At 34.9% G+C, this 19,279-nt stretch carries 22 protein-coding genes; 8 read left to right on the top strand and 14 right to left on the bottom strand.

Annotation, left to right across the window (positions count from 1 at the left end; translation table 11 throughout):
- Positions 1-105: 105 nt before the first annotated feature.
- Together ribH and NWE55_RS03990 are read right to left on the bottom strand one after the other, a co-directional pair.
- Positions 106-597 (bottom strand): 6,7-dimethyl-8-ribityllumazine synthase, encoded by a 492-nt coding sequence (ribH, locus tag NWE55_RS03985; protein ID WP_155093034.1) that lies wholly within the window; start codon positions 595-597, stop codon positions 106-108.
- Positions 598-604: 7 nt separating this feature from the next.
- Positions 605-1,390, bottom strand: a complete 786-nt coding sequence (locus NWE55_RS03990; RefSeq protein ID WP_155093035.1) for a tetratricopeptide repeat protein — start codon at positions 1,388-1,390, stop codon at positions 605-607.
- Between the two features lie 135 nt (positions 1,391-1,525).
- Here NWE55_RS03990 and recF point away from each other — a divergent pair, with 135 nt between their 5' ends.
- The 7 genes from recF to NWE55_RS04025 all read left to right on the top strand — a co-directional run bounded on the left by recF (position 1,526) and on the right by NWE55_RS04025 (position 9,422).
- Positions 1,526-2,626 carry a DNA replication/repair protein RecF gene (gene recF, locus NWE55_RS03995; RefSeq protein WP_258204621.1) on the top strand — a complete coding sequence of 367 codons (1,101 nt, stop codon included), beginning with the start codon at positions 1,526-1,528 and terminating at the stop codon, positions 2,624-2,626.
- A 7-nt stretch (positions 2,627-2,633) separates the two neighbouring features.
- Entirely contained in the window at positions 2,634-3,647 is a 1,014-nt protein-coding gene (gene murB / locus NWE55_RS04000; RefSeq protein WP_155093036.1) for a UDP-N-acetylmuramate dehydrogenase, read from the top strand.
- A gap of 69 nt (positions 3,648-3,716) precedes the next feature.
- Positions 3,717-4,841, top strand: coding sequence for a glycosyltransferase (locus NWE55_RS04005; protein ID WP_155093037.1), 1,125 nt, complete (start codon positions 3,717-3,719; stop codon positions 4,839-4,841).
- The gene (locus tag NWE55_RS04010; RefSeq protein WP_155093038.1) at positions 4,822-5,397 is read left to right on the top strand and encodes an RNA polymerase sigma factor; all 576 of its coding nucleotides are present in this window, start codon (positions 4,822-4,824) and stop codon (positions 5,395-5,397) included. The genes NWE55_RS04005 and NWE55_RS04010 overlap by 20 nt, the downstream gene beginning before the upstream one ends.
- A gap of 1,143 nt (positions 5,398-6,540) precedes the next feature.
- Positions 6,541-8,007, top strand: a complete 1,467-nt coding sequence (nirK, locus tag NWE55_RS04015; protein WP_155093039.1) for a copper-containing nitrite reductase — start codon at positions 6,541-6,543, stop codon at positions 8,005-8,007.
- 1 nt (position 8,008) lies between these two features.
- Positions 8,009-8,788: a formylglycine-generating enzyme family protein gene (locus tag NWE55_RS04020; RefSeq protein WP_155093040.1), complete on the top strand. Its 780-nt coding sequence runs from the start codon at positions 8,009-8,011 to the stop codon at positions 8,786-8,788.
- Positions 8,789-8,798: 10 nt separating this feature from the next.
- A complete protein-coding gene (locus NWE55_RS04025; protein WP_155093041.1) occupies positions 8,799-9,422 on the top strand; it encodes an SCO family protein in 624 nt (207 codons plus the stop codon).
- A 165-nt stretch (positions 9,423-9,587) separates the two neighbouring features.
- On the opposite strand, the gene tnpA is transcribed toward NWE55_RS04025, so the two are convergent.
- Both tnpA and NWE55_RS04035 read right to left on the bottom strand, forming a co-directional pair.
- On the bottom strand, positions 9,588-10,019 hold the full coding sequence (tnpA, locus tag NWE55_RS04030; protein ID WP_155093506.1) for an IS200/IS605 family transposase: 432 nt from the start codon (positions 10,017-10,019) through the stop codon (positions 9,588-9,590).
- A complete protein-coding gene (locus NWE55_RS04035; protein ID WP_258204622.1) occupies positions 9,977-11,209 on the bottom strand; it encodes an MFS transporter in 1,233 nt (410 codons plus the stop codon). Before NWE55_RS04035 ends, tnpA begins: the two co-directional genes overlap by 43 nt.
- A 142-nt stretch (positions 11,210-11,351) precedes the next feature.
- Here NWE55_RS04035 and NWE55_RS04040 point away from each other — a divergent pair, with 142 nt between their 5' ends.
- Positions 11,352-11,735 (top strand): winged helix-turn-helix transcriptional regulator, encoded by a 384-nt coding sequence (locus tag NWE55_RS04040; protein ID WP_155092866.1) that lies wholly within the window; start codon positions 11,352-11,354, stop codon positions 11,733-11,735.
- 19 nt (positions 11,736-11,754) lie between these two features.
- Here NWE55_RS04040 and NWE55_RS04045 read toward each other — a convergent pair whose 3' ends face one another.
- The 10 genes from NWE55_RS04045 to rpmG all read right to left on the bottom strand — a co-directional run bounded on the left by NWE55_RS04045 (position 11,755) and on the right by rpmG (position 19,254).
- Entirely contained in the window at positions 11,755-12,207 is a 453-nt protein-coding gene (locus tag NWE55_RS04045; protein ID WP_155092865.1) for a CopD family protein, read from the bottom strand.
- A 6-nt stretch (positions 12,208-12,213) separates the two neighbouring features.
- Entirely contained in the window at positions 12,214-13,407 is a 1,194-nt protein-coding gene (locus NWE55_RS04050) for a hypothetical protein (RefSeq protein ID WP_155092864.1), read from the bottom strand.
- 62 nt (positions 13,408-13,469) lie between these two features.
- Positions 13,470-14,183, bottom strand: coding sequence for an iron-sulfur cluster repair di-iron protein (ric, locus tag NWE55_RS04055; RefSeq protein WP_155092863.1), 714 nt, complete (start codon positions 14,181-14,183; stop codon positions 13,470-13,472).
- The gene (locus tag NWE55_RS04060) at positions 14,173-16,422 is read right to left on the bottom strand and encodes a nitric-oxide reductase large subunit (RefSeq protein ID WP_160338973.1); all 2,250 of its coding nucleotides are present in this window, start codon (positions 16,420-16,422) and stop codon (positions 14,173-14,175) included. Before NWE55_RS04060 ends, ric begins: the two co-directional genes overlap by 11 nt.
- Positions 16,423-16,493: 71 nt before the next feature.
- Complete coding sequence (locus NWE55_RS04065; protein WP_155092861.1) at positions 16,494-16,928, bottom strand: RrF2 family transcriptional regulator; 435 nt, start codon at positions 16,926-16,928, stop codon at positions 16,494-16,496.
- A gap of 125 nt (positions 16,929-17,053) precedes the next feature.
- Complete coding sequence (locus tag NWE55_RS04070; RefSeq protein WP_160338975.1) at positions 17,054-17,365, bottom strand: DciA family protein; 312 nt, start codon at positions 17,363-17,365, stop codon at positions 17,054-17,056.
- A gap of 7 nt (positions 17,366-17,372) precedes the next feature.
- Complete coding sequence (locus tag NWE55_RS04075) at positions 17,373-17,801, bottom strand: hypothetical protein (RefSeq protein WP_155092860.1); 429 nt, start codon at positions 17,799-17,801, stop codon at positions 17,373-17,375.
- A gap of 7 nt (positions 17,802-17,808) precedes the next feature.
- Positions 17,809-18,762: a signal recognition particle-docking protein FtsY gene (gene ftsY, locus NWE55_RS04080; protein ID WP_155092859.1), complete on the bottom strand. Its 954-nt coding sequence runs from the start codon at positions 18,760-18,762 to the stop codon at positions 17,809-17,811.
- A gap of 146 nt (positions 18,763-18,908) precedes the next feature.
- Positions 18,909-19,061 carry a DUF4295 domain-containing protein gene (locus NWE55_RS04085; RefSeq protein WP_155092858.1) on the bottom strand — a complete coding sequence of 51 codons (153 nt, stop codon included), beginning with the start codon at positions 19,059-19,061 and terminating at the stop codon, positions 18,909-18,911.
- 10 nt (positions 19,062-19,071) lie between these two features.
- The gene (gene rpmG, locus NWE55_RS04090) at positions 19,072-19,254 is read right to left on the bottom strand and encodes a 50S ribosomal protein L33 (protein ID WP_006260303.1); all 183 of its coding nucleotides are present in this window, start codon (positions 19,252-19,254) and stop codon (positions 19,072-19,074) included.
- Positions 19,255-19,279: the final 25 nt, after the last annotated feature.

The following is a 19,279-nucleotide window of genomic DNA, read 5'->3' on the forward strand; positions in this document are numbered from 1 at the left end:
AATTAAACTCCGAAAGCTATTTTAGAAATAGTTAATTATTTAAAATAAAAAAACCTGCAATTAGATTTATAATTGCAGGTTTTTAACTTTATACTATTTGTATTCTTAATACTTCCTATTTAATTCAATCATCTTTAATGCAGCTACTGCGGCTTCTGTACCTTTGTTTCCATGTACTCCACCACTACGTGCTAATGATTGCTCCATATTGTTATCTGTTAAAACACAAAACAATACTGGAATTTCAGCCATCAAGTTTAGGTCTTTGATTCCATGAGTAACACCTTCGCATACAAACTCGAAATGCATTGTCTCTCCTTTAATCACACAACCAATCACTATAACAGCATCTAAATCTTCAAAAGACTCTATCATTTTCTTTGCTCCATATACAAGCTCAAAGCTTCCTGGAACATTCCATCTGATAATATTTTCTGGCAGTACTCCACAATCTTTCAATGCGTATTCTGCACCAGAAAAAAGTCCATTTGTCACGGTATCATTCCACTCTGAGACTACGATACCTACTTTAAAATCTTTGCCATTTGGCAAAGTAGATTTATCGTATTCAGAAAGGTTTTTATTTGCTGTTGCCATTTTCTAATTATTGAGCCATCCCAATCATTGCATCAACCATCATTGATTCAGGTGATCCTAAATAATTGTTTTTAATTTCAGTAAACATTTTTAAAGCTTCCTCTTTTTGTCCTAATTCTAAAGCTACAATTCCAGCTTTATTTAGAAAACGCGGAGAAGTTAAATCATTATTACTTGCCGCTACAGCTTTTTTATAGTAGTCTAATGCATCCTCTTTTTGTCCTAATTCAGAAAAAGCATCTCCAATTGCTCCAATTGCTAAAGCATTGATCAACGCATCTTTTGATTTAAAATTGTTCAAATGATTAATTGCATCTTGAAACTTCCCTTGTTGTAAATATGCAATACCTGCATAATACTCTGCTAAATTAGCAGCATCAGTCCCCTTGTGATTCTCAATAATTCCTAAAGCACCAAGCTTTCCTTCTCCACCATTTAAGGTTAAATCAAAGTTCTTATCTTTTTCACCTGGATTACTTAACGCCTCTACATAATAACTTTGAGCTTGAGTTAATTGCTCAGCTGCTTCATCATTCTTAGGCTCTACAACAAACTTGTCATATCCTACGTATCCTAACGTGATTAAAGCAACAGCTCCTACCACACCAAAAATAGCTTTCGAGTTACGAGCCACCCAACCTTCTACACGGTTAGCACTTTTATCTAAAGAATTAAATACTTCAGCGGTTGCACTATTTCCAGCATCTGCTTTTCCATATTGGTCAAATTCGCTATCTGTCGCTTCGTCTTTTGGTTTTGGGGCTTTATAACCTCTTTTATTATAAGTTGCCATGTATACAATAGTTTAATAAGAGGCAAAAATAGGATTTTTATTGTAATATAAAAGTGCTTTCTATCTATATTTTTGATAATTTGCACCAAATTTTAATAAAGACCGTTATAAAACGTTAAAATTGCTGATAACCGCGTGTATTTAAAAAGAATAAACATCCTAAACTTCAAAAATATTTCTGATAAATCCTTTGATTTTCATCAAAGAATAAACTGTTTTGTCGGATTTAACGGTGTTGGTAAAACCAATATCTTAGATGCAATATACTATATGGCTTATGGAAAGAGTTACTTTAACCCAGTAGCCTTGCAGAACATTAAGCACAATACTGACTTTTTTGTCATTGATGGAACCTTTTCACTACAAGATAAGGATGAACACATTGTATGCAGTCTAAAAAAAGGACAAAAAAAGATACTAAAACGAAATGGTAAAAACTACGATCGCTTCTCTGATCACTTTGGGCTGATCCCTTTAGTAATTATCTCTCCTTCTGATGCTGATTTAATCATAGAAGGCAGCGAAACCCGCAGAAAATTTATAGACAGCGTCATTTCTCAAATGGACAATAGCTATCTCCAACAATTGATTCAATATCAAAAACTTATTTCTCAAAGAAATGCGCTACTGAAAAACTTTGCACAAAACAATTACTTTGATCCAGCGACAATAGAAATATACAACGAACAGATAGAATTACTTGCACAACCCATTTTCGAAAAGAGAAAGTCTTTCTTAGAGGGGTTTGTACCTATATTCAATAAATACCATCAACTCATTACAGACAATCACGATGACGTTGATCTAAAATACGATTCTCAATTGCACGACAAGACAATGTCTGAACTTTTCAAAGAGTTTTTGCCGAAAGATCGCGCAGTACAATATACCTCAGTTGGTATACACAAAGACGATTTGCTCTTTGAACTCAGCGGACATCCAATCAAAAAATTTGGTTCGCAAGGACAGCAAAAGTCATTTCTAATTGCCCTTAAACTCGCTCAATTTGACTTTATCAAAAAACAGAAGGGAATTGCTCCTATCTTGTTATTTGATGATATATTTGACAAACTTGACGAAAACAGAGTTCGCAAAATATTGGAACTTGTAAACTTGGACACATTCGGACAAATATTCATCTCTGATACACATGTTGAACGAACTGAGAGTTTACTAAATAGCATACATCAAGAATTTGAAATTTTCAAAATACAAGAAGACAACAATTTCAATTAGACAACTTATGAAAATATCACAAAATATATCTCTTAAACCTTACAATACTTTTGGATTAGATGTACGAGCAAAATACTTTGTTGAAATAGAAAGTTTAAGCACATTAAAAGAAATCCTGAAGGGCAATTCACCTGACAAACTATTTATCCTGGGAGGTGGGAGCAATATGCTCTTAACTCAAGATATCAACAAAACTGTCGTAAAGATTAACTTAAAGGGAATTGAGGTTGTAAAAGAAGATGACGATTGTGTTTGGGTTCAAGCACAAGCTGGTGAAAATTGGCATGAATTTGTTCTTTGGTGTATAGAAAGAGGGTATGGCGGTATAGAAAATCTATCTTTAATCCCCGGAAACGTGGGGACGACACCTATTCAAAATATCGGTGCATATGGTGTTGAAGTGAAAGATGTATTAGAATCGTGTACAGGATTAAGTATATCCACGCAAGAACAAAGAGTATTTGACAATGCTGCTTGTAAATTTGATTATAGGGAAAGTGTCTTTAAAAATGAATTAAAAAATCAATATGTAATCACTTCTGTTGTTTTTAAATTAACTAAGAAAAATCACATCTTAAAGACTGGTTACGGATCGATACAGCAAGAACTTGATAAAAATGGTATTACTACTCCTACTATTCAAGATATAAGCAATATGGTGATCGCTATTCGCCAAAGCAAATTACCTGATCCAAAAGAAATTGGAAACAGTGGTAGTTTCTTTAAAAACCCGATTATCCCAGTTGAACAATATAATGCCTTACACGCCAAATATCCAACTATGCCAAGTTATACAATCAACGATCAATTTGTAAAAGTGCCCGCTGGTTGGTTAATAGAGCAGACTGGTTTTAAAGGCTATAGACTTGGCGATGCTGGAGTACACGAAAAGCAAGCACTTGTTTTGGTTAATTATGGACAAGCACAAGGTAGTCAAATAGAAAAATTAGCTCATTCTATCCAAAAACAAGTGCAACAGATATTTGGTATTTCAATTGACGCAGAAGTAAACATCTTCTGATTTAAAAAAATTATAATCTAAAGGATAAATTGTACATTTGTTTCCTTAAAAAAGAAATTACTTAATCACATGCTAACATTATTATTTTATTGTTTTATTGCTATAACAGTTATAGAATTAATCTATTATTTTGCCATCAATAGTAATGTTGCATTTCACTCTACTTTAAAAGATAAAAAATCGCATATATCTGAACCTGTTTCTGTAATTGTCTACGTGAAGAATCAGGAACAAAAACTACCAGAGTTCCTCGAACTTTTAAAGGCACAGGATTTCAGCCCTGGCTATGAGATTATTTTAGTCAACAACGCATCCGAAGATGAAAGCTTGGAGATTTTAGAAGACTTTGCGCTCAAAAACGCTAATGCCAAACTGGTAGATGTTGTAAACAATGAAACTTTTTGGGGCAACAAAAAATACGCCCTTACCTTAGGTATTAAAGTTGCTAAATTTGAACATTTGCTATTTGTTGAACCGGCAGCTTGCCCAATGACTCCAAACTGGATTTTTTCTATGAGTCGAGGCTTGAGTACGCAAAAAAATCTAGTAATCGGATTTACGCAAATAGCAAACAAAAGACGTTCGTTTATCAATAAATTGATACGCTACCAAAATGTCCAAAAAACAACAAACTTGTTCTCGTGGAGTGGTGCGGGAAAACCACTATATGGAAATGCCTATAACCAAGCGTACAACAAATCATTGTTCTATAAAGTAAATGGCTTTATCAGCCATATGAAAATTCCCTTTAGCGATGAATATACATTCATTAATCAAATCGGAACAAGTACGAATACTTCAGTAAGTTTTTCGCCTGATAGCTTTACTATAATTGAAAGCAAAAACACTATTTCTGAATGGAAAAATGCGATTAAGAAACAGGATTTACTCCTGCGTAAACTTTCCGTTTGGGCACAGTTAAAAATAAGGTTCTTCAATCTAAACAAACTCTTATTTTACATTGCATTCACGCTATTGATTAGCTTCTTATATCAATGGGAAATCGTATTAGGAGTATTCCTTTTTCGCTGTATTATCGCCCATATATTCAGCGGAAAGACATTTAGTAAATTTGGCACAAAAGAATTAGTGTGGACACTGCCTTTGTTAGAAATTATTCATATTTTTATAAGTACATATTATAGTTTCACACATTTTATCACGCGACAAAAAATTGAAAAAAAGTATTACTGATTATATTGAATTAGCTCGTAAAGGAGACCAAAGTGCTTTCACCTTTCTGTTGAATCATTATTGGAGCGAGGTGTATTTGTTTATGGTTAAGAGAATCAATAATGAAACAGATGCTGAAGATGTAACCATTGAAACTTTTTCTAAAGCTTTTAGCAATATTAGTTCTTATAAAGATACCTATGCCTTCAATACTTGGCTGATTACTATTGCAAAGAATGTACACATAGACCTTATCCGCAAGAGAAAGAACCTTTCTTTCTTAGACATGAATGACGAAAACAACTCTACTTATAACAATATTGTAGATGACTCAAATAATATTGAAGACGATATTATTCAAGAACAGAACTTAAAAATATTTAAGAGTTATATCAAACTACTAAAACCTCACTATCAAGAGGTAATAGAACTTCGGTATTTTCAGGAACTCTCTTACAATGAAATTGCTGAAATACTGGACGAACCATTAAACAATGTCAAGGTAAAGATCATGCGGGCAAAGAAACTTCTCGCAGAAATTATAGTCAAACAGATTGACCAAAACTTTAACCTATAATGGAAATAATATAATACAAAGCTTCCTATACAAAAGAAGCTTTGTTCGTTTAAAACCTCTTTACAAGTGAATACCTTTCGGTTGGATACATTTCATGCCCCTATATACTCAAATAAAGTGAAACAATGGCTATTTCAAATTTAGCTACAGTTTTACAGCACAGTTTACAAATCAACGGGAATCATTGCAAGTTCACTTCTACAACAACTTATGCCCATTTCTTACAGTTACCATAATCACGAAGCAACAATTATCACTTGGCAATTTCAAAATCACACAGATTCGACATGATTTCGACAAAAAAAGCAAATAGGATTGCTGCTTCTAAAAGACGATTAAACACTTATATTACTCCCAAAATTGTCAAGTTATCTATCGCAAGAATCGCGGAAAATAAAGGTGAAGTTGAGCAGCTTTCAAAAGTACATTGACATACTTTATGGATGGGCTTCGCTTGCACTTCCTTGGGGGTTACTTGCACTTTTCTTGGGGTTTCCTTGCCAAAAGTGCGGTTTTCTCGAAGAAAGGTGCAAGAAAGGTGCAAGAAACCCCTTATCAAAACCGAAAAAAACTATACGTGAGTTTTCGAAAAACACGTAGGAACATTATGTTCTCGATACACCTATCTCTAAAATAGATTTTAGAATGTTTGTTCTTCCATTTTATCATATACTTTTAGTCAATTTCACACTTCATTAAAAAACAACAAATTCACCTGAGTTCTATTTTTTGAACAGATGTGTAGAGAAAGCGTATATTCAATTCTTAAAGTCAATAAGAATAGAGTTCACTCACTCATGCTATTAGATGATAAGATATTATTAAAACAATGAGATAAATCAAAGATTTTGTATCCAATAAGACCTAAAACAAACAGCGTTTATACTCATTACAATTCATCACTTTATCACTAAAAACGAACTATTGGATTGAGTTAAACTCACCTTAAATCAACATTTCATCCCTGCTATTCCCTACAAACTCGCAAGACAACCTAAATAAACATATCATACCTTATCGTACTGAAAAAGAACAATTATATAATTTTTTCTATCTTTAAGTAATAAACTGATAATTATCATTATAAAAGACAAGTTTGTCCTTTATCTTTGATGTAGAAAATAGATACTAACAAACAGTCATATGAACACAAAAACACAATCACTAAAAAACAAACTTGGAGTAATGTTATTAGCTTTAGGTTTACTTACACTTGGAAGCTGTCAAAACAAAGACGCGAAACCGACAAAAATGACCGCTGACATGGCAGAGAAAATTGTTGTAAAAGGCGAAGCTCAAGCAGAATTAACTCCCCCTCCTTTTGTCCCAAAACCAGTTGGCAAAAGAGAAGCGACAAAATTATTCGTCAATTTAGAAATCCTTGAACAAGAGGGCGAAATGGTTGATGGAGTAAAATATATGTATTGGACATTTGGAGGTACAGTACCAGGAAGTTTTATCCGTACACGTGTAGGAGATGAAATAGAGTTTACGTTAAAAAATCACCCGGACAACAAATTACCTCACAATATTGATATGCACGCCGTAACAGGTCCTGGAGGAGGAGCAGCCTCATCATTAGTTGCGCCGGGGCATGAAGTAACCTTCTCGTTTAAGACGCTTCAGCCAGGTATCTATGTATACCACTGTGCTACAGCTCCAGTAGGTATGCACATTGCCAACGGGATGTACGGATTAATTTTAGTAGAACCTGAAGGAGGACTTCCTCCTGTCGATAAAGAGTACTACATCATGCAAGGTGATTTCTATACAAAAGGAAATTACGGAGAAAAAGGGATGCAACCCTTTGACATGAATAAAGCATTAAAAGAAGATGCTGACTATGTAGTATTCAATGGTCATGTGAATGGACTAGTCAACGAAAACGCTATCACAGCCAAAGTAGGAGAAACTATTCGACTATTTGTTGGAAATGGTGGGCCTAACTTAGTGAGTTCATTCCACGTTATTGGAGAAATTTTCGACAGAGTACACGTAGAAGGTGGAGATTTGGTAAACGAAAATGTACAAACTACACTTATACCTGCTGGTGGAGCAGCTATGGTCGAATTCAAAGTAAATACCCCTGGTACCTTTGTGATTGTGGATCACTCCATCTTTAGAGCCTTTAACAAAGGTGCTCTTGGAATGTTGAAAGTAGAAGGAGATGAAAATGAAAAAGTATTTGCTGGTAAGATAAAAGAGGGAATCTACTTACCTGAAGGAGGTACAATACAAAACATGCCAAAAACAGAAACTAAAAAAGTAGTAATAGAGGATAAAACTTTAGCACAACAAATTGCAGATGGTAAGAGCGTATTTACCAGAACATGCTTTGCATGTCACCAATCTGAAGGCCAAGGTATTGAAGGAATTTTCCCTCCATTAGCGAAATCAGATTACTTAAATGCAGATGTAAACAGAGCAATTAAAACCGTAATTAATGGTCTTCAAGGGGAAATCACTGTAAACAATGTGAAGTATAACTCTATCATGACCAGTCAAAACCTAAATGACCAAGAAATTGCGGATGTATTGACTTATGTATACAACAGTTGGGGTAATAACAAAACTGTAGTGAGCCCGCAAATGGTACAAAAAAATAGATAATATGTTTTTTCTTGACAAATCAAATATAATTGTATGTCTTCTAAGCCTACTAACATGGAATGCTATCTACGCTCAGAAAGAAACAACAATGCTGACTATCAAAAGTGGAGCTTTTGTTCCACTTTATGGTAGTACAGAAGAAGGAGATGTCAAAGTCGATGCCTTCAAAATAGATCAATATGCAGTGACCAACGAACAGTTTGTTGCGTTTCTAAAAGAAAATCCTACATACAAACGTTCAGAAATAAAAGCTTTGTTTGCAGACAAGAGCTATTTATCACATTGGATAGGAGATTTAGATTATGGAGATTTAAATCCCAATGCTCCAGTCACCAATGTATCATGGTTTGCTGCAAAAAAATACTGTGAAGTACAAGGTAAGCGATTGCCTACTATGGATGAATGGGAGTATGTAGCTATGGCAGACGCAAAGAATATGGATGCCAGAGAAAAAGAGGATTACAACAAATTTATCTTAGCTTGGTACGAAGCACCTAAAACATATGTAAATCCAGTGGGAAGTACATTCAAAAATTACTGGGGTGTTTACGATATGCACGGATTAATTTGGGAATGGGTATCTGACTTTAACTCTGTTTTTCTTTCAGGAGAAAGCCGAAAAGACAAGGGCAATGACGAAAACTTATTCTGTGGTAGTGCTTCTATTAATGCTTCTGACCTGATGGACTACGCTGCTTTTATGCGCTATGGATTCAGAGGAAGCTTAAAAGCTAAGTTCACGACTAAAAACCTTGGTTTTAGATGTGCTCAAAACTTATAAATAGTTTATTATGAAAAAAAATATCATAGCGTTATCTCTATGTTTCTCATTGCTCATGATGGGGTGTAAAGATGTAAAAACAAATGACGCTCAAGTAATAGATAACAAAGAAGTATCTTCTACTCAAGAGATATCTGACTTATCGATCTATAACCTACCATCGACTTGGACAACCCAAGACGGCAAAGACATTGAACTAAAAGATTTACAAGGCAATGTCTTGGTTATGGTGATGATCTACACTTCTTGTAAAGCTGCTTGTCCTCGATTAGTAGCCGATATGAGAAATATAGAAGAAAGAGTAAAAGGCAAAAATCTCGATAAAGTAAAATACGTATTGGTAAGTATAGACCCAGAGGTAGATACGCCAGAGCGTCTTAAAGAGTTTGCTAAAGAGAACTTAATGGATGGCCCACAATGGGTATTCTTGCGTTCTACAGAAGAAAACACACGTGAATTTGCCGCTACTTTAGCCGTGAATTACAAAAAGATTTCTCCGATAGACTTCTCTCACTCTAATATCATTAGCGTATTCAATACTAAAGGAGAATTGGACTATCAACAAGAGGGACTTGGTATAGACTACGCCCCTACTGTAAAAGAAATAGAAAAACAATTAGCCCAAATAAAGTAAAAGATTCGTTTTTATTTTTGAAATATACTGCTTTGCTTCCATACTGAAGTTGAGCAGTATTTTTGTTTTAATTCACCTTGTTAAACTTGACAACAAAATAAACCACTATGGACTGAAAGTCCATAGTTTGTTAAAGCAGACTAAAGTCTGCCTGGGTGGAGCTACTTACTCAAGTATAAAGTTACCTCCGTTATCATTTGGTTTACGATGGTGTTCAAGATATTGATTTAGCATTTCATCAGTAATATTTCCTGTACTCCAACAACCAAAGCCTATTGCCCAAAAGTGACGTCCCCAGTATCTGTGCTTCAACTCAGGAAATTCTATTTGGAGTTTCCTTGAGGTACGACCCTTGAAGAGTTTGACAATATTACTTATGTTTTGAGATGGTCGATATTCTATATGAAGATGAACATGATCCTTTGATACTACACCTTTTAAAATTTGAATATCTTCTGCTTCACAAATCTGAATGATCAGACTACGACAACGTATCTGAATATCTCCTTCCAATACTGGATAACGATATTTAGTCACCCATACTATATGGGCGGTTAAACGTGATACACTATGTCCTCCGGTTCGTTGATATTCCATATATCAAAGGTAAACATTTTTAGAAGCTGAAAGCTAAATGCACTAAAGTGCATAGTTTTAACTACAGTCTGCGACCAATAAATCAACACCAAGCTTAGCAAGGCAAAAATCAACATCGCTAAGGGCAAAAATTGTAAGCCATAATAAGCTATTACCTTTCCTCCAACAAAAGTTCCCACAGCAATTCCCAAGTTGCCAAGAGAAGTAGAAAGACTACTGCCTAATTCAAAAGGCAGCTTGGTTGTCTTCTGTAAGAATGCAGTTGCATTCAAGTATACAGGTGTATAAAATAGGCTCCACATGGATACAATTAAAACCGTCAAGATAGATTCACTTCCCGAAATATAAAGAAGTAAAGCTATTAGAGCTGCTCCCATAATGTAAAACACATTGCTGTAAACCACACCTTTAGACAATACCTTCCCTCCTATATACATGGCTACAACACCTATCAATCCAAATAAAAGCACCATATTCCCAACCATTAGACCAGACATATTCTTCTCTTTACTCAAATAGTCTGCAAAATAGCTGTAAACGCTAAACCACATCGCTAAAATAAATAAATTAACTAATGCACTTCTTATAAAAGAGAGATCTCTAAAAACCACTAATTCTTTAGTGTTAAACACTTTTGTATCACCTGGAACACAAGGTAAAAAGATATAAATAGCCATAAAGGCAATACTACTCACAATTCCCTGAATTAAAAAAATGGCTTCTAACCCATAGCCATTTGTCAAGTATGTAGCCAAGGGAATAGTAGTAAAAGACGCAATAGTAATACCGCTAAATACAATACTCATCATCTGACTGTGCTTATCTTCTGGCGAAAATCGAACCGCTATAGAAAGCGCATTGGCAATATAGACTGGCTGTAGTAAGGCAGAGATAAGCCTCAGAGTAAACAACAACCAAAAAGGAGGTAAACTCACTGAGATAAAACTTGAGATTACAAATAAAGCTAAGGCTAATAGCATTACTTTCTTTTTGTCCATTCGAACAGTTAAAACAGTCATCAAAGGACCTAAGAAGGCAATCACTAAAGCAAATCCACTTAAAAGCCAACTTGCTTGATCTATTGAAATTCTATAATGTGAAGCTATCTGGGGCAGTACTCCAATAACACCAAACTCTGTTGTAATAATACTCAGCAGTCCTAAGGCTCCTACGTAGGCATATTTCTTCATAAAAATTTAATCCATACTTTTGCTTAATCAAAAGCAGTTATACATCTCATTGTATTCTGTAAATACTAAGGCAAAAGTAAAGAGCGAGTTTAGAGTAAACTATACAAGCGATTTTTGTGAGTAACTAACAATTTTGTAAGTAATGGCAAAAAGAAAAGAAAATTCAACCAATAATATCAATAGGGAGTACATCACAACTAATTGTGATGCAATCTATACAATCTGCAAAATAGGTGGAAGATGGAAGATGATGATCTTATTTTACCTTGAGGAATATGGCACACTGCGCTTTAACGAACTAAAAGAGAAAACTGTTGGGATTACTGACCGCATGCTTTCTCTACAATTAAAGGAGTTAGAAGCTGACAACTTAGTTACAAGACAAGTATATGCGGAAGTCCCTCCACGAGTAGAGTACTCCTTAACGAATATAGCTAAAGACCTTTTGCCTATTTGGCCAGCATTAGAAGATTGGGGAACAAAACACCGTGCTTTAAGTGCTGTAAAACAAGAAGATTCAAAATAGCCTTGAGGGAAATATAACGTTATATACCGCCATACCTGACAAAACTACCAAGTATCAACATCACAATGCTAATGGTCGTCACAGACAAGATGTGAAAAGTCATTAAAGGCAACTTTTGAATATCAGTCTTTAGGCGTGGTAATACATAAAACTGAGCACTTAATGCAAATAAAGCAATCGTGATCAGGCAAGCTAATTTTAGTGATACTACACGTTCTATGGGGGTTTCAAAAGTAAACCAGTTTGCCAACTTTACATTGTAGATATAGGCCATGCGTACACCTGTCAACAACATTACAAATAACGCAGGCATACCAAACCACTCATATCTACTCTCAAAGTTAAACAACTTCGCAACTGACTTCTCTTTCCAAACTTGAGGTAGTATCACAACACTTAATAAAATATGCCCTCCTACCCAAATAGTCGCGCCTAATAAGTGAAGTATTAATAAAAGGTGTAATTCATTCATAACATGCTATTTTTTTAAATATGATATAAGAAAGCTCAAGACACTAATAGGCAAAAGTACTGAAGCCCAAAACAAGGATAAAGGAGTATTCTCTATCCAAACAATATGCATAAAACCTTGTAAGCCCTGAACAAACAATAGAAATTCAGTAAGGACAAACCCAAATAGTAAGCTGAGTATCCCTATTTTAGTAAAAATATTAACATACATTTTTTTCTGTTGTATCATCAACCATAAGCCAAACCCACTCAAGACTCCTAACATATTCAAATGGATAAACCCCACAATCCAACTGCGCAATGCTTGCAATTCGTTGGCTATAGATTCTGATATTACTAACAACTGTGTCCCTATACGCATTGTAAAGCATATTCCTGCTAATATTAATAAAAGCCACACAAAGTTAGCTTCGTTATTATCTCGTTGCTTAAACATCTTATAAACGGGATTTAATAAATATCCCACAGAATAAAACTGCAATAAAACGCCTACTGCATTTAAGTAATGAAGTATAGGTAATTCTACATACCAACTCACGGGTAGAGCATAAGTGAGTATTACAGATACTATCCAAGTGTAATAAAAAGGCTTAAACTTAGATAAAGAGTATCCTTTAAATACAATAGCAAACAACAACGTCAAAAAGGCAGTTAAGAACCAACCGTCAAACTGGAAGTGCAGAAAGAACTGTATGCAAATTTGATAAAAAGCACTTGCTTTACCCATCATGCCAACTGCTGGTCCCAAACACCAAACGCCTAAAGTAGAAAATGCCATAAAGAACAAGGATGTTTTTAATAAAACACCTTGCTGCTTTCCTGAGACAGTGTTGTTCTTCCACAGATGCACGACAAATACATAAGAACAGATAATGTGCAATGTAGAAAAGCTAATAGAAGCAGCGGCATATCCCATAAAGGGAAAAGTCACCCCCATTCCAAGCACAGCCAATTGGGTTACCCAAAATAGTCGCGTGTAAAATGTATTTTCCTTATCGTTTTTTAATCCAAACTGTTGCACAAACAATACGTAAACCAGTAAATACAACCAACCTAATAAAGCAATATGAGAGTGCGTATGTAAAACATATAAAAACGTCACTCCTTCTATCGGATAAACGAAAATACTTCTCAACAAAAGCCCCAATAAAGCAGCTATTAAAAAGTTGAATAGAGGAATGATATAATAGATTGGTTTCATATGTTATAATACAAGAAGTGCCTTATACTAAAGGTAAGGCACTTCTATCTAAATTGAAAATCTTAACTAAACTTTTGTTCTAATGCAACTGCACTTGGAAATAATATGTTGTTTTCTAAGTGAATGTGTTTGTGTAAATCCTCTTCAAACTCCTTCAACATAGCATAAGTTACCTTATAAGTATTACATCCATCAGCTGGAGGAGTATAATTATTAGACAGTGCTGCTATTTTGCGGAAGCGATCTCCTTCACCATCATGCTCATGCATCATCATGGCAACTGGATTTTGAACACTCCCAAAGTGAGGAGTATCTAATGGTTGTCCAGAAATAGTAGCAGATACCATTTTGCGAATAAATGGGAAAAGTACTAATTCTTCTTTCTTCAAGTGTTGACTTAATTCACCAGCACATCCGATAAACAGTTCATTAATTTCTATTAATTCAGGATGTCTATCTCCATGTACGCGACTAAGCTTATTCAAGAACTGTAACAATACTGGTATCTTCTCCTCCACATAGCGATGGTGAGTCTTCTCAATATAATCAGCTAATAAATCCAAAGGCCAGTGTCTAAAGTCAATATTGTTTTCAGCTTGATGCGTTAACAACTTTTCTAACTCGTTAATAAGTTCCTCTTGATCTACTGATTTTCTCTCACATACTTCATCAATTGTACGTCCTCCTTTACAGCAGAAATCAATTCCATATTTATTAAATACTGCTGCTGTTCTAAAATCTTCTGCTACAAATGAGCCCACTGTTCTATTTTTCATGATTGTCTTTTTTTAATGTTAATTTGAATACAAATAATACGATTGCAAATATTCCGACTGTAAAGATTACATCCCCTATTGTACGTAGCCATTTCAGCGTATTCATTGCCGGTAATTGCATTAACTCACTTGAGCGAGCGTACCACATACCATGTTGAATACTTTCAATAGCTTGCCATATACCGATTGGCAACAAACTTAAAAGTGCCATTAGTAGCAAACCTAAGTTCAATCCCCAAAAGCCTATTTTTAATAACTTCTCATTCCATTGTACATTCCTGTAGATACTTCTTAATACGAAAAGCATTAGTCCAATCCCCAACATTCCGTACACACCAAACAAAGCAGTATGACCGTGAAGAGGGGTTGTATTTAACCCTTGTACATAATACAGTGCTATGGGTGGATTAATAATAAAACCAAATACACCAGCTCCTAAGAAGTTCCAAAAAGCGACAGCAACCATAAAGTATATCGGCCATTTGTAGTCTTGTAACCAACCTTTATGTGTAGATATTTTATAGTTCTCATAAGCCTCGTACCCTATTAAAGTTAATGGCACAACTTCTAATGCACTAAATGTTGCTCCTAAAGCCATTACTGCCGTAGGTGTACCAGAAAAATACAAGTGATGGAAAGTACCGATAATACCACCTGACATAAAAACAATGGTTGAGAATAAGGCTCCATTAGTCGCTGTTTTCGTTTTAATCAATCCCATTCGAACAAATAAAAACGCCAATACTACAGTTGCAAATACTTCAAAGAAACCTTCAACCCATAAATGCACTACCCACCATCTCCAGTATTCTGCAATGGCTAAGTTTGTTTGTCTTCCCCACATTAATCCAGCACCATAAAATAAGGCAATGGCTCCACAAGAAATTAAGAATAAGATTATCAAATTGCGGTGTTGACTGCCCTTTTCTTTCAATACGGGGATAAGAGGTCTTATCATTAAAGCTAACCAAACAAATAATCCCACGAATAAGAATATTTGCCAAAAGCGACCTAAGTCTACGTACTCATATCCTTGATGTCCAAACCAGAAGTTTTGTACCAAGTCAAGCTTTTGCATAATCCCAAACCACTGTCCTATCATCGATCCCAATACAATAATTAGCAAAGCAACAAATAGGAAGTTTACTCCGAATACCTGAAACTTTGGATCTTTTCCACCGACAGCCGGAGAAATATAAAGTCCTGTTCCTAACCAAGCAGTTGCAATCCAAAAAATAGCTAATTGAGTATGCCATGTACGAGTAACAGAATAAGGTAAAATCTTATCTAATGGAATGCCGTATAATCCTTGCCCTTCTACACCATAGTGAGCCGTAATAATACCTAATCCCACCTGTAACAACATCAATAAGCAAACAACCCAGAAATACTTCTTCAGAATTGTCATACTCTTAGTCACTGTTCCATTTGATACTGGGTCTTTGACTGGTACCATTTCTTCTTCTTCCTGTTTAGAAGCTACGTGATAATACACCAATACCCCAACAGCAAAAATCAATAAGATAATACTCACACCTGACCAGGCTAACAGAGGTGTAGTAGCAACATTTCCAACCAAGTCCTCTGCAGGCCAGTTGTGCGTGTAACTGATATCGCTATCAGGTCTATTCGTTACCGTAGCCCATGTTGCCCAAAAGAAGAAAGCATTCATTTGCTGTAATCTCACTGGGTCAGTAATTGAATTATTGGGAATTGCATAGTCTTTTCGCAATTGTGCAAATTCAGGGTCATCAGTAAATAACTTGCTATAATACTCCTGTAAATACAGCCTTGCCATATTGCGTTCGGGTGTTATCGTTAATATCCCTGTTGCTTTATCATACGTATTAGGTCTGATATTAGCTTGTAAGTGTGCTTTTAAATAAGCTTGTTCTTCTAAAGAACTTTCAGCATAAGTTTTATTATACTTTTCCTTTGCGTAATAATCTAATAAATACAAAGCTTCGCGATGTAAATAGTCTGCAGTCCAATCAGGGGCTACGTATGCACCATGTCCCCATACAGATCCAACCTCCTGACCACCGATACTCTGCCAAACATTTTGACCGTCTTTGATATCTTTATCAGATAAGATTACTTCACCAGTAGTCGTCTTGACTTCAGTTGGTACAGGAGGAGCTTCTTGGTAAATTTCTATACCATAATAACCCAGTACCCCAAACGAGAATAACATCACTATCGCAAATGCTATCCATAATTTCTTTTGTTTATTACTCATACTCTTTTAATAAAGGATATTTTTGTCTTTTATTAGTTTTAAAAAAAAGGGAATAAATTCCCTATCTATGATTACACTTTTAAGAAAGTATCACCAGACTTGGTACCATTGGCTAACTCTCTTAAAGTTGTATTCTCTAACATTTGTCGCAACCCCTCTCGGATAGCTTTAAATTTAAAATGAACAGGGCATGGATGAGTTTCCGAGCACTGTGCTAACCCTAAACCACATCCCTTGTATATCGAATCACCATCGATGATATTCACCACCTCACATAACTTAATGCTATCGAGATTAGTTATGGGGATCTCAAATCCACCTCCCACTCCCTTCACGGATTCGACGATACCACTTTTAGAAAGCTTTTGTAATATCTTAGCAGTAAAAGCTTCCGGAGCATCAATCTCCTTGGCAATCTCTTTAAAGCCTACGCGTTCCCCTTTCAATGATGACACTGAAATAAACACAACAGAACGAATAGCATATTCACAAGCTTTTGAAAACATATTTCACTTTTTAACATTACAAAGATATAAAAACATTTTAATATAAAAGACAAAAACATCTTCTATTTAGCACTAAAAAAAAGCTGTAAATAATAACACCTTATTTTACAGCTTTTAATATTTCTTTATCTAAATACAATATCCTTCACAACTTCTTTGCCCAGCTCTTCATTCAATAATGCAATAATCTTAGACTTTCCATACGTAAGTTCTTCCCTGACTATTGGCGAAGACAATGCTACATAAAGAGTATTGCGCTTGAGAAATACGTCTTGAGTATAATTAGCAATTCCAGGACCTAAAATAGATCGCCAAGCATTCTTAACATCTAAATTGTCAATACCACTTTCAAGGTTATTCTCCTTAATAATGATCTTTAAGATATCTTGGATACTACTCTCCTCTCTAAGGCGTTTATGTACTTCAAATTTTTTCACGATATAATTACTTCAAACTAAATGGAACAGGTCTCTTGTAGTAATACATGATATCATTCTCATTCTTGACAACAAGTTGTTCCTTATTAATCTTGACAATCTCCTCTTTCCATTCAGCAAATTCTGTTTTATAATGCAAGAAGGTACCTTCATTTGTAAACTCAACTGTTAGATCTTCTTGGATGTCATTAGTAAGGTATTCTCCGTTAAACTGAGGCATTACCTTTTGGCGAAATCCAACTCCATTTTCCTCAATTTGAAAAAAATCGATGGAAGAATTAATAGTATAATCTTTTTCTTCTTCATTTGGCAGCTTAGCCTTCACTATTTCCCAGTACCCATTAATTTCTTTTATGTCACCAGAATTGATACTTTGGCTACAACCAAAAGTAACGAATAGCATAGTTAAAGCTAAAAAAGAATATAAATATCTCATATTTCTACTATTTAAAGAATGAATCAACGAACTCATACTTATTAAACACTTGCAAGTCTTCAATCCCTTCACCAACACCTATATACTTAACAGGTATTTGGAACTGATCAGAAATACCAATCACAACACCACCTTTAGCAGTTCCATCTAACTTAGTTACAGCAAGGCAATTCACCTCTGTAGCGGCAGTAAATTGTTTTGCTTGTTCAAAAGCATTTTGCCCTGTAGAACCATCTAAAACAAGTAATACATCATGAGGTGCATCTCCAACAACTTTTTGCATAACGCGTTTCACCTTAGACAATTCATTCATTAGATTAACCTTATTGTGTAAACGTCCAGCAGTATCAATGATCACTACATCGGCATTTTGAGTAACAGCTGACTGCAAGGTATCAAACGCTACAGAAGCAGGGTCACTTCCCATTTGTTGTCTAACAATTGGCACGCCAACTCTATCTGCCCAAACCTGCAACTGATCTATCGCAGCAGCTCTAAAGGTATCTGCAGCACCTAAAACAACACTCAAGCCAGCTTTCTTAAATTGATAAGCCAATTTTCCAATTGTGGTTGTTTTACCAGCACCGTTTACTCCTACTACCATAATGACATAAGGCTTTTTATCCTTAGGAACTTCAAATTCAGTTGCCTCTCCAGATTTAGTTTCGGATAGTAAACCAGCAATCTCCTCTCTTAAAATTTGATTTAATTCTTCTGTACCAACATACTTGTCACGAGAAACTCTTTCCTCTATGCGTTCGATAATTTTAAGTGTTGTATTTACACCAACATCTGAACTAACAAGAACTTCCTCTAAATTATCCAATACATCGTCATCAACCTTAGACTTTCCAGCAACAGCCTTAGTTAATTTAGAGAAAAAAGAAGTCTTCGACTTTTCAAGACCTTTATCTAAAGTTTCCTTCTTATCAGAAGAAAATAACTTCTTAAAAAAACTCATAATACACCTATTAATAGCTACAAATATAGAAAATATCTATTTATAACTATATATTCTTTTATTCGTCAAGAATAAACTATAATTATTCAAAATAAAAAAAGCTGCCTTATCAGACAGCTTTTTTTCAAGATTTTATAATGGTAAAATTACTTCTTGTTAAAGAATTCATCCACAAAATCAGGAGCCATAACAGACTCAACAAATGTGTAAGCACCAGTTTTTGGTGATTTAACCATTTTTATCGCTTTAGTCAACTTCTTAGAAGATGTTCTTAAAGTTGCTACGGTTTTCTTTGCCATGACTAACTAATTATTTAATTTCTTTGTGAACTGTTACTTTCTTCATGATAGGGTTGAATTTTTTAATCTCCAATCTATCAGGTGTGTTTTTCTTATTCTTAGTCGTAATGTATCTTGAAGTTCCTGGTAAACCAGATGCTTTATGTTCAGTACATTCTAAGATTACTTGTATTCTGTTACCTTTCTTTGCCATCTTATTCTATTTTTTGTGGTATGAA

This window comes from Myroides albus (assembly GCF_024722315.1).
Lineage (GTDB): Bacteria > Bacteroidota > Bacteroidia > Flavobacteriales > Flavobacteriaceae > Flavobacterium > Flavobacterium album_A.